Here is a 14,819-nt window from a genome sequence, read left to right as displayed (position 1 = left end):
CAGGCAAGCCGAGCGCCGCTGCCGGCGGCAACGCCAAGGCGAGCAAGCCGGGCGGCGGCAAGGGTGCGGCGGCCGGCGGCAAGAAGTCGGCGGCGCCGGTGGGGGCCGTAGCGGTGGCCAACGAGCAGACCGCGGCCGCTTCGGCGTCTGTCGAGGGCGGCAGCAGCAAGCCGCGCCGCCGGCGCAAGCCGAAGGCTCCGAAGGAGCAGCAATAGCATGTGCGAGGGAGCTAGCTGGCTTGTGCCGGCGGCTCCCTTTCTCATGTCGTACGGCCTGCTTGATGGGGGATTCGCGACGCAGCCTCGTACGATCCGGCTCAGCGTTAATCCCGTTAAAGATTAACGTGCCAAGTCGACGCCGTTTGGCCCGAATTTCGCCGAAATGCCATTAGACAACCCGCCCCGAATTCGGGTAGGATAATACATGGTATGAATGGGACGCGCTCGGCGCGTTAACGGGAGGAATGGACGAATGGCAGACCAATTGTATCACGTGCTCGGGGCCAAGCAGTTCTCGCGGGCGGAGCTGGAGGAGCTGTTCGCGGCTTCCAAGGCGATGGAGGAAGTCGTGAAGGCGGGCGGGGACCGGCGGCATGCGGGACGGATCATGACGACGCTGTTCTTCGAAGCCAGTACGCGGACGCGGCTATCGTTCGAATCGGCGATCTCGCGCCTCGGCGGCACGGTCATCGGGACGGAGAACGCGGCGCAATTCTCCTCGGCGATCAAGGGGGAGACGCTCGAGGACACGATCCGCATCATCACGGGGTACAGCGACATCATCGTCATGCGGCATACCGAGATCGGCGCGGCCAAGCGCGCTGCGGCCGTATCTGGCGTGCCGGTCATCAACGCAGGCGACGGAGCGGGCGAGCATCCGACGCAAGCGCTGCTTGACGCGTATACGATCCAGAAGGAATTCGGCCGCATCGACGGGCTGAAGATCGCCATGGTGGGCGACCTCGCGTACGGACGGACGGTGCACTCGCTGAGCTATATGCTGGCGAACTTCAAGGACGTCATGATCTACTACATCTCCCCGGAGAACGTGCGGATCCCGGCGAACGTCAAGCGCTATATGGAAGAGAAAGGCGTCCGCTACGAAGAAACGACGGACCTGAACGCCGTGGCGGGCTCGATCGACGTATTGTACCAGACGCGGATTCAGAAGGAACGCTTCCCGTCGCCGGAGGAGTACGACAAGGCTGCCGGCCAGTACATCGTCGACACCGATTTGATGGACCGCATGCGCAAAAACACGATCGTGCTGCACCCGCTGCCGCGCGCCGGCGAGATCGCCGAAGCCGTCGACAGCGACCCGCGTGCCGCGTATTTCCGCCAGGCGCAGAACGGTCTGTACATCCGGATGGCGCTCATCGACAAGGCGCTCGGGGGCAAGTAAGCACAGGCCTGGATAGAGGCATATTGAGAGCGGGTATGGTTGCGTAAGCGCGACGGAGTGGAACGGCGAATAGAGGCATACCGAAGCAGCTGTTCTTGTGCAAGCGTGGTGGAGCGGAACGGCCATGATTCGTCGCCCGCTTGCGCCGTTCCGATGGCGGGAGGAGCGGTCTTGCGACGCGGTCGGCGCTCCTCTAACTTGTTTGCTGAACGTGAAGGAAAGCTCAGTTGTGAAGGGTTTGGCTCGCGTGATATAATGAATGTCTGACTATCGATGGGACATCTGGAGGTGAAGTAGGGTGGCCAAGAAGAAGGACCAATTCGACAAACCGCTAGCGCAGAACAAGAAGGCCTCGCACGACTACTTCATCGAAGAGACCTTCGAAGCGGGAATGGTACTGACGGGCACGGAGATCAAGTCGCTGCGGGGCGGACGAGCCAATCTTGGCGACGCGTTCGCAACGATCCGAAACGGCGAGCTTTTCCTGCACAACATGCACATCAGTCCGTTCGAGCAAGGCAACCGCCACAATCCGACGGACCCGACGCGCGCGCGCAAGCTGCTCATGCACAAGTCGCAGATCCTGAAGCTGCTCGGCCTGTCCAAGCAAGAGGGCTACACGATCGTGCCGCTGAAGGTGTACACGCGCAACGGCTTCGCCAAGTGTCTGATCGGGCTGGGCAAAGGTAAAAAGAATTACGACAAGCGCGAATCCGCGGCCAAGAAAGATGCCCAACGCGACATCCAACGGGCGCTGCGCGAGAAGCAGAAGATCTCCCGCTGAGCCGGTATTGGCTCGGTAGGCAGCGATCGCCAAGCTTCCCAGCAATGCAGAGCGGTAATCGTCGCACGCTTATGGTATACTAATGTAGCACGACCGATGCACGAACTCACCGTCTTCGCGGACGGTGCCTAGGATCCGTACCCGATCGCCGTTTTGGACGATGCGACGCGGTACCGGCTTCCCACTTTCGGGGGCGTTTATGGATTCGACGGGGATAGTTCGAGCATGGGTTGCGGGTAGTGGGGACGCGTCCGCTTCATCAACGCTAAAGCCTATTAAATGGCAACCAACGTACAACTTTAGCAGCAGCCTAAGAAACTGTATGCTAAGCTTCTACTCTCCATCGCCCATGTGGCGGGATAGGGGCTCAACTTTAGTGGGATACGCTGTCTAGTCTCCGCCTGGGGCTAGCTGAAGAAGACAATCAGGCTGACCCGAAGCGGAGCTGGTTACGGAGCGCTGCTAGGGTGACATCAAATCCGTGACTACACCCGTAGAAGCCTGTGTGCCGTTATCTTCGGACAGGGGTTCGACTCCCCTCGCCTCCACCATAAAAACACTGACCGCATGAGGTCAGTGTTTTTTTGTGGGCGAGGGGGCGTTGCCCCGAATCCGTTCCGCACGGACGGAGCAAAGCGGAGGAGTACGGCATCTGATTCCACCACTAGGCTCTGCATCGTCGAGTATGCTTCGTAAGCAAGTTCAATCAAGAATCAGTTAAGGAGGACTGGGGTTCGACCGCGCGCAGGGAGCAAAGCGGACGAGCACGGCATCTGATTCCACCGCTACGCTCTGCTTCGTCGAAATGGCTTCGTCAGCAAGTTTAATCGAGAATCATATACTTCCCTCGCCTCCACCAACATGAAAACCGACCGCATGAGGTCGGCTTTTTTGCGTGGAGCAAGGGGTGGCGCTGCCCCGTATCCGTTCCGCACGGACGGAGCGCAGCGGAGGAGTACGGCATCTGATTCCACCACTGCGCTCGTCATCTGTGAATCGTCATCGTTAGCATATTAGATAATGAATCAGTTAAGGAGGACAGGGGTTCGACCGCGCGCAGGGAGCGAAGCGGACGAGCACGGCATCTGATTCAACCGCTGCGCTCTGCATCGTCGAGTGGGCATCGTTAGCAAGTTCAATCGTGAATCATATACTCCCCTCGCCTCCACCAACCTTACTAAAAACGAACACAATATACTTAGTTGGTGGATTTTCAGTAACAGTTTGGCTTAATTAGTAAAAGGGCAGTTAGGGCGGGTAGCGTCAAGAAGTTTGTGTAGTAGGTTTTTCCATCGGGACGATTGACAGTCCATTGTCATGTTATTGGAGGGATTTTGGTACTACCCTCCATATCGTTCGGCGTACATCTTCTCAAACTTAGCCCTCGTATCGGTATCAACAAAGCCACGAATCGCTCTACCACACCATTTTTCGTTGTAGTCGAGCGCTTGCAGGTAAAAATCCTTTTGATGCGGATGATCCCCAAAGTGTGATGATCCATCGAATGGAAATCAACTTAACTGTGCACACAACCCGAAAACGGAGAGCTTTACTGTTTGTTGAGAAAATTAGCTCGGAGTTACTATCATTTTCAATGTGTTTTTTCGGAGCTATAGATGATGCTCCAGAGTGGAAACAGCCGGGAATAAGAGATGATGAACTTGATGAGTTTATCTGTTTATTAATCTCACTATATAGAGAGTTAAAGTTTAGCGTGGGTGGATTAGCAATTGAAGAAGATATGAAAGGTTTGTTTGATGTTAATAAAGTATGGCCAAATGAAAAATATAACTTTGTAAATCTTACTTTCAAAGATAACTTATATAAGTTTCAGGCTATCTTAATAAATAAATCATTAAATGAAAAATTGTCAGAAGGACAGTACACCTTAATTGATAATTCTTGTATGCTTTATCGAAATGCTTGAATATTTGACATCGGCGTTAAGGCGAATCCTGTCTGGGAGGTTTATTATGTATCTTCATGAGATGTTAAATGAAATAAGGTCAAAAGATGATTTGCTGCGGTTTCTTACTGCACTTAGGAAGGACTTAGTTACGAATAATGAAGATTGGGAGAACCCAACTTTAGATAGATACCTTGAAGCAATGCAAGGTTGGATAAAAGATATGGATAGTTACTATTCAAACACTAATCAGACAATTCCAGAACAACCAACGTGGAAGGTTATTGCTGATATCTTATATGCAGCTAAAATTTACGAATAAATAATGCTTTGGATTTCGTTCAACTACCGGGAAACGATCCGCAAATATACAGCCTGTCGGCTTGGTCCTGCAGACTGTTCAAGCTATCGGGTAGATAAGTTGAACATCATCCATGAAATGGGGTTATGGTCGTGACATTGATTGAACCTTGGGAGTCAATTGAACAGGGTGAGCAATTTGAAACGGAGTTACTTCGTGAAGTTAGTGAGTCCCATCCCTTATATGGCAAAGAAATAACAGCAATCGCACGACGTTTCGATTGTGACGATGTTCTATTCCAAGTCGCTGGTGGGGAAAAGACATACTTCGTGGTTGTTCATTTAACGTGGAAAATGAAGGTTGAAGCTAAGGGATATCCTTGTTGTGAGTTCTTTGAATCACTAAAGGAGTTCGAGACAAAAAGAATGACTCATGACCACAAAATGTATTAGATGTTGTTGTTCAGCTAACAGGCAGTTAGTGCGAATATAAGGATGAAGTTATTGTCAGGATAACTGATAATGGAGGTTGAGTATTCTGCAAAACGTTATTCTTATAGGTGAACGGCTTTCGCTCTTGAAATTACAGGAGGCATTTTCTGCGAGCCCTCCAAAATTATAAATATACCGGTTCGGAATGAGCTTACCCAAGACCCCATAAGTCATTATATGTTTCGATTTTTTGCTAAACGGATAAAGTTTTACTCAGCCTTCAATAAGTTTACCTATCAACAAAATGAACTGAAGTATTTTTTTGAGAATGCTATGGATAGAGAAAGAGATCTTGAAGAATATAACGACATTCTAGATTACCTTTATAAAACGCTTCATTTTATTACGATTATTAAACGATATGATATATGGGGTGCAGGTAATCTTTGGGGTATACTAGCTATCTTTCGAGAACAGCTTAATGAATTAGAGGAAAAGGTCAAGAATGCATTTAAGATAATTATTTCTTCATTGGAATCTGGGAAACTGATTGAGATTCCTGAACAACTATTTGATTTCCAATGGACTCCACCGTTACTTATTACAGAAATACAAAGGTACTGGGACAAATTGGTGAACATCGCAAACACGTATGAAGAAATCTGTAGGGAATGGAACTTGCCTACATATATGGGTGATGAACTAACTTAGGGTTATTAAATCAGTTACTTAACTGCTTGGGGGTTGCTGAACGGCAGCTCCCTTCATTTACGGCACCTTGCCAGGTGATCAAGGACGTTACATTGAAAATCATTAACTGATTATTTATTCGAACCCTCTAGACATTCATTGAAAGTAAAAGCCTCTTTCCGTCCACTCCCAACTAGATCTATATTGCCGTACAACATGATAAACTACCATGACTTTGAAGTTATGTGGTTATTTTAATACGTTTATTAGTAACAGGCTGTCGTGAGTCTGTTCCGCTAAATGGCAATGTTGTTGAACTAAGAATTATGCGAAGTAAGGATGTGAATGTATGTTTCAAGATGGGTTTCCAAACTTTTTGTGTGATGATGTGAATAAGGTTATTGGACTGATTCCTCATAATACTTTTAATAACATCAACATTGGTGAGTCCCAGGACATCATTCAATATTTTATAGATAACAACGTGATTAGGTTTCCTTATCGTATCTACTACATTGATATTCCAAGTGAAGTTATACAAAATTTAAGTGCTCGACAAAAAATGATTTTGCATTGCATTTATTCAAGAAGTTGTGACGGGTTTGTTCGCCAAAAACATATGTATTCTTTGCTTCAGATGGATTATGAAGATTGGACTATTCCGTATATCGTAAAAATATGTGATGAATATGTCGTTGAAATATTAGAAATGAATTATGAAATTTTAAAAGGACAGGATACGAAACGGATGAAGAAATTTTGTCTTGAAAATGTTGAGTCGTTTTGCAAAAGCTATAATAGAATGATTAGCTATTGGAACGAATATTACAGATATAAACACAAAAAATTTCAACAATATATAGGCAGGAAATTATTTAGAGAATGTTTCGGTTACTCTAAATCAATGGAACGGAAAATAAGGACTTTGTGAAACAGTACACCTCAACTAACGGGAAAAGATAGTTCACAGAACTGCACGAAACGATATCCCATCTAATCGGGTTATCGTTTCTATTTTTTTTGCAGGAAAATAGTCGTACAATGTCGAAACTTAAACGGGAAATAATTACCAATAATTTCATTTGGGGTGTGCTGCTAGTGAGCAACAATTTCTATGCATATCGCTATTTCATCGTACCTACTGAACAGCAAATGACGATGAATCAACTCTTTATTTCGGATAAAAGAGAATTGCTAGTTAATTTTTTTGAATTACTAAAGACCCAAAAAAAGGCTGAGGGAAGTTATTGGAGCAAAAACTACATCCTGTATCTTACCAAGGAACTTGCCAATGGTCTCTTTCTTTGCAAATTTGCAAAACAAAAAAATATTACGATTTATGAGCCGGGAAGTTCCGATATAGAGGACACCCCCGAGAATACATATCCATTTATCTACATAGTAGTGGACCTAAACAGCCAGATATTATTTTTTCAGGAGAAGCAATCTATTTTTCCAAACCGAGCAACGTCGAAGAATTCATTTTGCCAGCTAATTAATTCGTTCATCGAAGATTACGATTATTTAGTTACGATCGATGAAATTACATACGAACAAAACTTCTGGAAAGAACTGGACTCCCATGAATCTATCTACGAACTAGAGTTAACTATGAAGTCGCCGAATCTATTTGGTAGTCTTGTGGAAGCAGAAGAATTACTTAAAGAAATCAATAAGACATACAATAATACTGAAACCACATTGAAAGTCAAAAATGATAAAGGGAAACTTCGAGTTGTTCGAGATAAAATCCAAAGTTTTATTAAATATATATCTGCTGGCGGTGGGAAGTGGGTCTTAGGTGTAACCGGTAAGGGTTCGAAAAGAGTTGTTAAGATCAAGAGTACTCATTCTGTAAGGACAGTCCAATTGCATGTCATTGATGATAATTTAGATTTACAACTTGTTATCAATGAAATTACAGTGATTGATGAAATCATTAAAAATGTGAATGATGGAACCACTCGGGGTAAGAATCATGATGAAAATCAAAATTAAAAAAGCAGTTCAACTAATATTAATTTTATTTATATCAGCCGGGCTATCCTGGTTTATTTGTACTTTTAACACTAAGCTTGATAAGATCAGTATTTTAAATGATGATATTATAATTAACTTGTTATGTGGTTTACTTGCGTTATCGATTGCAGTTATCACTCTAATCTATACATTGCTCGAAAAGATAAAAGAAAAAATGCCGGACAATTCCAATATAGATAAAATAATTAATCGGCTCTTCGGTACGTTGAAAAAAGACACGTGGGCAGTCTTTGTATTTTTAATTATTGTTGTACTAGTTATCTTTTTTCGCGATACGGATATTCCGAACCTTCAATGGAGTAATACGTTCCCTTTTTCAAAACTTAATTTCGTTTACTTTACTAAACTATTTGTAATTTTCTTGTCTTTATCCGCAGTTGCAGATATTATCCTTACATTGTTTAGCCTCTTAACAGCACTCAGCAAGAGTGCAAAATAGTTTTTCTAACAAAAATACGTAAAAGGCACTTCCTCATAAGTGGGGTGCCTTTTCTTGATCAGTTAATGGATTTAATAATATGAGCAACTGAGAACATTTGATCTAGTATATCATTTGCTGCTTGATGACCAAATAACTCAAACTTATGAATCCTTCCTTTAAGAGCATTCCAGGTGTTACTTTGCCCAATCTTTACTTGCGAGTATTGTAAATCGAAACTGATATTTGTGGGTTCGCTTTTAGATAAGGACGCTCCATCAACATGAAAGCCAACCGCATGAGGTCGGCTTTTTTGCGTGGAGCAAGGTGAGGTGTTGCCCCGAATCCGAAGGCGGACGTGGATTCACCGCGCAACCGCAAGTGAAGAGGAGCAGAGGCTCAGGCAACACATAAATTCGATATTAAATATATAAGCAAGATAATAGATGAAACAGGCGCAAGGGAAGTCTGAAGAAGGAAAATCATGTAATATGTCGAAATTTATAGCTACAATGTCGCATGGTGAGAAAGGAGCTTGATGTAATGGCTTCAAGATATTTATACTCATTAGAAATTCATAATAACTATTTAGGAGTATCCAAGATAGTCAAAGGAATGACTCGATACGAGGTTCAATTAAAGGCGTCAGACCAATTGAAGAAATGGGATGAAAGAGAAAAGAAGGAACGTGCAAAAGAAGCAATAAATGATCTGAAAGAACAGGCCGAATTTGATACATCTGCGGCTCAGGAGCTCATAAGGGCATACAAAAACATTTTAAATGCCACCTTGCAAGTCAACGATAAACTTGATTGGGAGGTTCTAAAGGATAAAACGCCATTCGGCAAAGTATATCCTTCTATTAGTAAGACTCGCACTGAGATGCAAGTGCCGGTGGAGAACAAGTTTGCTGAGTTGATTTTTAAGTCACGGAAGAGGGCACGACTGGCGAAAGAAGAACAGGCTCATGCTAAATTTTCTGAAGAACTAGATGTATATCACCTTGAGAAAGCTGAATTTGAAAAGGCCCAAAATGAACAAAATGAGAGCATAGTTCAACTTAAATTCGAGTTCGAAAATGGACATGGTGAGGCTATTGAAAAATATGTGCATATCGTATTAGAACGTTCCATTTATCCGGATGGGTTCCATAAAGAATACGATATTGTGTTCGAGCCTATCAGTGGCACAATCATTATTAATTACAATTTGCCATCCAAGGAGTCAATGCCACGGATTATTGAACATAAATTTGTAGCTAGCCGTAAGGAAATAAGCAGTGTTGAAATGAAGCAAAAAGAGTTTGATTTATTTTATGAAGATGTATTGTATCAAGTTTGCCTGAGAACAATTCACGAGGTTTTTGAGTCCGTATACATAGATCAGATTATGTCCGTTGTATTTAATGGGTGGGTTGAAGGAGTAGATCCAAGAACGGGGAATGATTTCAGATCATGTATTTTATCTTGTCAGGCGTCAAGAGCCGAATTCTTATCCTATAATCTGAGTCGTGTAGAGCCTAAGGAATGCTACAGAAATTTAAAGGGCATGGTAGCTGGACCTCTGGCTCAATTAGCACCTGTACGTCCAATTTATAATGTCGATAGGAATGATAAGCGATTTGTTGAGTCGAAAGAAGTGTTAAATGGTATCGACTCCACGACGAATTTGGCCGCAATGGACTGGGCTGATTTTGAGCACTTAGTGAGAGAACTGTTTGCTAAAATATTTTCGAAGGATGGAGCTGAAGTCAAAGTAACTCAGGCTAGCCGTGATGGCGGTGTAGATGCCGTCGCTTTTGATCCTGATCCTATTCGTGGTGGAAAATTTGTTATACAGGCAAAAAGGTATACCAATGTTGTGCCGGTATCCGCTGTTCGGGATTTATACGGCACTATGGTTTCGGAAGGTGCTTCAAAAGGAATTCTTGTAACGACGAGTTATTATGGTAATGACTCCAGGGAGTTTGCAAAGGATAAGCCGCTGACGTTAATCGATGGTTCTAATCTTGTATATATGTTTCAAGAGCATGGGCACCATGTAACCATTGATTTAAAAAAGTAACGGGTTAGGTCCACTGAGCGGATATTGGGTATATCTAGCCATGGTTCACCTCCAAAGCCCTATTACTGGAAATATTCTGAACAGCCCGCTTAAGATAAGCAGGAACCCCCAACCACCTTGGCGAATTTATGGGAATAATGTCGTATTCCCATAATCCTCCTTAGGTGGTTTTTTCATGAGCTTGCCAACCGAATTGTCGGGTATTTTTGCCCATAAGCAGAAGGCATATAAGATGGTCCTAATCCTTGCTATCCTGCAGCAGATGGAAGACAAGAGACAACGCATAGTCCAACTTAATGATGTTAAGCGAAATTTCCTGAGCCTGCTGCAAGAAAGAGAAGCCCGGGGTGAATCTGTGGATACACCGGTTCAAGGTATATCTCGCTGGGCAGATGTATCTTTCTCGCAAATCTCCCAGACAATAGCCACACCGATATCCGCACTAAGTTCCATTTTAGATTTTAATCCAGAGCAACAGACACTGGCGTTCAAGGAGCATTTCTACAACGTTTGGGGACAAGAGGTGCTTGATGAGCTACAGGAGTATGCCCTTCAAGAGATTGATCTTTATTATGGACGTCAAGCGTCCAACTTTACGATTCGTGAAGCCTTAATCAATGTTATGGAGAAGTATCCGGCGGCGAAGAGCGAGCCGTTTCGCAAAAACGCTTTAGCCTCCTATATTCGTCAGCATATCCCCGCTGGAATACGGGAATATCCATTCATCAATGGAGACCCTAATCTTAAAGTACAAGCCTCAGCGGGTATGGGGAACTGGGCAACGATCCCGTGGATCGCGATCATGGACCGGCGCATCACGGAATCTACGCAAAGCGGAGAGTACATCGTGTATTTGTTCTCCGAAGATATGAGCTCCGTTTACCTAACCCTCGCCCAGGGCGTAACCGAACCGAATAAACAGGGCAAGCCAGAGTCCTACAAGTACCTCCGGAATCGTGTCCAGGAAATCAGGGCAGTGCTTCCCCTCCATGGGCTACGCAAAGATGAAGAGATTCTCTTAACGTCCGGGGGACTCGGTCGTGACTATCAGGTCTCTACGGTCGCGTATTATAGATATGATCGTGAGGTCTTACCATCGGAAGCACAGCTATTGGCGGATCTCGAGTACTTGGTTGCGAACTACCAGCAATATGTGGAGCACGCCTTGCAAATTCATGTCGGACAGGAGAATTCAACCGTGCCAGGTCTTCATACGTCTCTGCCCCAACTAAGTATTAACGAGAGGCTTGACGCTGTGAAGACCTACATCCATAACAAAGGCTTCTCTTTCCCGGATAGACTGGTTGAGAATTTCTACTTATCCCTGAGATCCAAGCCGTTCGTTATCCTAGCGGGTGTATCCGGAACAGGCAAGACGAAGCTTGTACAGCTATTCGCTGAGGCAGTCGGCGCAACGAGTGACAATTTGCAATTCACCTTAATTCCGGTTAGACCGGACTGGAGCGACCCGTCCGACCTCATCGGCTATAAGGATCTGAGCGGACAGTTTCGTCCAGGCCCATTAACGGAAGTATTGGTGGAAGCCTCCAAGTCAGCTAACAGGGACAAGCCTTATTTCGTTTGTTTGGACGAGATGAACTTAGCGCGGGTTGAGCATTATTTTAGCGATATGCTCAGCATCTTGGAGACGCAGCAACGACGTGGCGATCGAATAATTACGGATGTGCTGATCCGCTCCTCTTCGCTAGGGAACTCGGAAGATCAGGCCAAGTACGGACAACTCCATATCCCCGACAATGTCTACATGATCGGTACAGTTAATATGGACGAGACGACCCATCCGTTCAGCAAAAAAGTACTTGATCGTGCAAATACAATCGAATTTAACTATATCCGTTTGGATCAGTTCCCTACGGAGCGCTCAGCCGATGGGATGGCGTATCCCGCTCCCAATGCTTTTCTGCATTCGGATTATCTGCAACTGCTTGAGGTCTATGCAGAACCGAATAAAGACCTCATCGAGGATGCGACACGCGAGCTCGTTCGGATCAGCAATATTCTGGAAACGATCCATTGCCATGTAGGGTTCCGAATTAGGGATGCTGTCTGCTTCTACCTCATCTATAACGAGCAGCATGGGCTAATGTCTAGAGACGAAGCGTTCGACTTCCAGCTTCTTCAGAAGGTTCTGCCGAGAATTCAAGGAAGTAATCAAGCGGTGAAACGTGTCCTGCTTCAACTTCTGGAGATTGCCTTGGGCACAAGGCTGAACAAGGCTGAACTTGAAGAAGATGCATCAGCGTTATGGGTAGATTTATCTAATAGAGTCGAGACGGCTAAATACCCACAGAGCGCGAGGAAAATCTTGTTCATGTTGCGGAGGTTAGAAGAGGATGGATTCACTTCCTATTGGCTCTCCTAACCGTGCGGTTGAGCTCGTTCGAATTCAGACGAATTGGTTCCATCTCTATATTCAAGGGAAACCATTCCACCCGACAGTGGAGACGCTGCAGCTGCATCGCCAGGAGGATGCTTCCTGGATAGAGTCAAGATTGCGTCCCTTATCCTTAGTGCCCGGCTTGAACATTGAATCGGTTGAGCGATACGCTCCCAATCAGGGCAAGCTTGTCCCACAGGATGCTGAGCAGGAGAGTCAGCCACTCTTCTATGAGACCCAATCTTATGAGCTCGTTGTCGAGCTTGAATCGGAGATGCCGCTGACGTTCTACCATGAGAACGTAGCATTGCGGGAAGCCGTGTTGCCGAAGGGGAGGCGTCTGCTATCTGGCGTTTTGAATTTTCAAAATGAGGTCGGATTTACAGAGCTGGAGCTTCGCATGCACGGTGAATCGGTCTTCCGCCTTGAACTGGAGATCTTCCCCTCGAAGATGGACTACAAGAAGGATTACGAGGCCATTATGCAGGATGTAAACGAGCAGATTTATAATCTGTCGTTCGATTTCTTGCGCAAAACCTACAATTACACCGGGCTCCGGGAAACTAAGTCGCAGAGTCTAACGGAGTTTTTCGTGATTCTGCAGCACATCTTCCAACAACTCGTCCACCAGGTCGAGTTGATTCAGCATGCACCGCACCATAAGCTCCGAACCGAGAATCGCATCAGGGAAGCCGCAAGGGTGAAGAAAGCAGGAAGATCGAACATTGTATTCCTAGCCAAGAGGCCTCATCTCCTTCTCCCTGATCAAGGACAAGGCCTGGTCACGATTCAGCATCAGCAGTACACGCCGTCACACTTGATGGAGACCAGACGCCATATTGACTATGACACCTCCGAGAACAGATTTGTTCGATGGGTGCTGAAGCGGGTTCAGCAGCGACTAAGGCATCTGCGACAACTATTAAAGACCAAAGGTCGAACGAATGACCCTGTATTGGAAACCAAGCTAAGACGGATGCAAACAGAACTGCAACGGCTACTTCAATTTGATTTTCTACAGGTAGGGGAAATGCGGCAATTCACGACATCCCTTGTGTTACAGATGGCGCCAGGATACCGGGAAGTATATCGGTGTTACTTAATGCTGATGAAAGGTTTATCGATTCAGAATGATCTCTTCCGTCTCTCGATGAAGGATCTTGCCAAGCTGTATGAATACTGGTGCTTTTTAAAGATCCATGAACTGTTGAACCGCAAGTACGAGTTGGTAAAGCAAAATGTGATCAAGTTAAACCGTGGGGGGCTCTTCGTAGCCTTGGATACATCGAATAAATCGAAGATGGTGTACCGTAATCCGAGGAATGGCGAGATTTTCACGTTGTATTACAATGCACTGCCGTCCGGTGACAGCAGTGAGACGGTCGCTCAGGTACCCGACAACGTGCTCACCTTAAAGAAGCAAGATTCATCTGTCGAGTATAAATATGTGTTTGATGCGAAGTATCGGATAAATCCAGCCTATGAGGGAACCCCGTATAAACAATCCTACAAAACGCCGGGACCGCAGGTGGATGACATCAATACAATGCACCGTTATCGGGATGCGATCGTCTACGAGTCATCGGAGCAGGAAGGGCACAAGGATTATGAGCGCACGATGTTTGGTGCGTATGTATTGTTCCCATACTCCAATGAAGCGGAGTACAAGGAGCATAAGTTCTACAGAAGTATTGAGCTTGTGAACGTGGGTGCGCTGCCTTTTCTACCGAGTAGTACGTCACTGGTGGAAAAGTTCCTGGACGAGCTTATCTTGGATAGCCCTGAGAAAGCCTACGAACGCGCGACCCGGCCTCGTGGGACGAAGAATTATTATGTTAATAAGTTAGCTGGGAAAACCGTGCTCGTTGGTGCGTTGAGCCATAGGGACCAATTGAAGGATTTAAGGGAGCATGGTTTTTATCATGTGCCTCTGCGTCATTTTAGCCAACACGGCGATTTAACAAGAGTGGAGTGCGTCGCCATCTATCAGTCGATATCATCGTTTGGTCGGGAGCAAGCAGGGATTACCCTGTACGGCAAAGTGGTGAGCTGGACCGTCCTCCCTCGTGATCAGATCCTTGAGATCCCATCTCGCCGCGGGGCAACTTCGGAGCTCTATGTGAAGTTCCAAGTGGAAGAATGGCAGCAGCGAGAAGCCCCGATAATGCCGGGGGGCCACGGAGTGAAGCATGTCCTGCTAACCTCGATGTACATGTTCGAACGTGCAGAGGAAGTGGCGGAGTTGCGGCTTGAGACGGAAGCCGAGCTCAAGGATTGGAGAGAGAAGCGTCGCCGAGGAAAAGTGAAATTGCGGTGGGACTCCGAAGACTTGGATAAAGCAAACAGACTGGAAGAGGTTCGGGTGGAAGATAGCTAGGTTGGTGGA

General features: G+C 45.9%; 13 protein-coding genes, 1 other RNA gene and 1 pseudogene. 14 read left to right on the top strand and 1 reads right to left on the bottom strand.

Features of this window, described 5'->3' with window-relative positions; translation table 11 throughout:
* From H7C19_RS16500 to ssrA, 4 genes are all read left to right on the top strand, one after another.
* Nucleotides 1-215, top strand: a 215-nt coding sequence (locus H7C19_RS16500) for a hypothetical protein (RefSeq protein ID WP_221469290.1), incomplete at its 5' end; no start/stop codon positions are given.
* Nucleotides 216-471: 256 nt separating this feature from the next.
* A complete protein-coding gene (pyrB, locus tag H7C19_RS16495; RefSeq protein WP_185143744.1) occupies nucleotides 472-1,401 on the top strand; it encodes an aspartate carbamoyltransferase in 930 nt (309 codons plus the stop codon).
* A 298-nt stretch (nucleotides 1,402-1,699) separates the two neighbouring features.
* Nucleotides 1,700-2,185 carry an SsrA-binding protein SmpB gene (gene smpB / locus H7C19_RS16490; RefSeq protein WP_185143743.1) on the top strand — a complete coding sequence of 162 codons (486 nt, stop codon included), beginning with the start codon at nucleotides 1,700-1,702 and terminating at the stop codon, nucleotides 2,183-2,185.
* A 189-nt stretch (nucleotides 2,186-2,374) separates the two neighbouring features.
* Nucleotides 2,375-2,736, top strand: a transfer-messenger RNA (tmRNA) gene (ssrA, locus tag H7C19_RS16485).
* A gap of 789 nt (nucleotides 2,737-3,525) precedes the next feature.
* On the opposite strand, the pseudogene H7C19_RS35875 reads toward ssrA, so the two are convergent.
* A pseudogene (locus H7C19_RS35875) lies at nucleotides 3,526-3,654 on the bottom strand (IS256 family transposase); the annotation flags it as partial.
* A gap of 35 nt (nucleotides 3,655-3,689) precedes the next feature.
* On the opposite strand from H7C19_RS35875, the gene H7C19_RS16480 reads away from it, so the two are divergent.
* The 10 genes from H7C19_RS16480 (at nucleotide 3,690) to H7C19_RS16435 (ending at nucleotide 14,810) form a co-directional block, all read left to right on the top strand.
* Nucleotides 3,690-4,112 (top strand): hypothetical protein, encoded by a 423-nt coding sequence (locus tag H7C19_RS16480; protein ID WP_185143742.1) that lies wholly within the window; start codon nucleotides 3,690-3,692, stop codon nucleotides 4,110-4,112.
* Nucleotides 4,113-4,158: 46 nt separating this feature from the next.
* The gene (locus tag H7C19_RS16475; protein ID WP_185143741.1) at nucleotides 4,159-4,413 is read left to right on the top strand and encodes a DUF7660 family protein; all 255 of its coding nucleotides are present in this window, start codon (nucleotides 4,159-4,161) and stop codon (nucleotides 4,411-4,413) included.
* A gap of 131 nt (nucleotides 4,414-4,544) precedes the next feature.
* Nucleotides 4,545-4,844, top strand: coding sequence for a hypothetical protein (locus tag H7C19_RS16470; protein ID WP_185143740.1), 300 nt, complete (start codon nucleotides 4,545-4,547; stop codon nucleotides 4,842-4,844).
* 312 nt (nucleotides 4,845-5,156) lie between these two features.
* Nucleotides 5,157-5,534, top strand: a complete 378-nt coding sequence (locus H7C19_RS16465) for a hypothetical protein (RefSeq protein WP_185143739.1) — start codon at nucleotides 5,157-5,159, stop codon at nucleotides 5,532-5,534.
* A 328-nt stretch (nucleotides 5,535-5,862) separates the two neighbouring features.
* Nucleotides 5,863-6,444 (top strand): hypothetical protein, encoded by a 582-nt coding sequence (locus H7C19_RS16460; RefSeq protein WP_185143738.1) that lies wholly within the window; start codon nucleotides 5,863-5,865, stop codon nucleotides 6,442-6,444.
* A gap of 167 nt (nucleotides 6,445-6,611) precedes the next feature.
* Nucleotides 6,612-7,511 carry a hypothetical protein gene (locus H7C19_RS16455; RefSeq protein ID WP_185143737.1) on the top strand — a complete coding sequence of 300 codons (900 nt, stop codon included), beginning with the start codon at nucleotides 6,612-6,614 and terminating at the stop codon, nucleotides 7,509-7,511.
* Nucleotides 7,495-7,992 (top strand): hypothetical protein, encoded by a 498-nt coding sequence (locus tag H7C19_RS16450; protein WP_221469289.1) that lies wholly within the window; start codon nucleotides 7,495-7,497, stop codon nucleotides 7,990-7,992. The genes H7C19_RS16455 and H7C19_RS16450 overlap by 17 nt, the downstream gene beginning before the upstream one ends.
* Nucleotides 7,993-8,514: 522 nt before the next feature.
* A complete protein-coding gene (locus H7C19_RS16445) occupies nucleotides 8,515-10,035 on the top strand; it encodes a restriction endonuclease (RefSeq protein WP_185143735.1) in 1,521 nt (506 codons plus the stop codon).
* Between the two features lie 175 nt (nucleotides 10,036-10,210).
* A complete protein-coding gene (locus tag H7C19_RS16440; RefSeq protein ID WP_185143734.1) occupies nucleotides 10,211-12,418 on the top strand; it encodes an MrcB family domain-containing protein in 2,208 nt (735 codons plus the stop codon).
* Nucleotides 12,390-14,810 carry a DUF2357 domain-containing protein gene (locus H7C19_RS16435; RefSeq protein WP_185143733.1) on the top strand — a complete coding sequence of 807 codons (2,421 nt, stop codon included), beginning with the start codon at nucleotides 12,390-12,392 and terminating at the stop codon, nucleotides 14,808-14,810. Before H7C19_RS16440 ends, H7C19_RS16435 begins: the two co-directional genes overlap by 29 nt.
* Nucleotides 14,811-14,819: the final 9 nt, after the last annotated feature.

Origin of the sequence: Cohnella nanjingensis (assembly GCF_014212125.1) — a bacterium.
In the GTDB taxonomy this organism is placed as follows: Bacteria; Bacillota; Bacilli; order Paenibacillales; family Paenibacillaceae; genus Cohnella; species Cohnella nanjingensis.
Note: the sequence above shows the minus strand (reverse complement) of the source record. Positions and strands in the feature narration are given on the sequence as shown.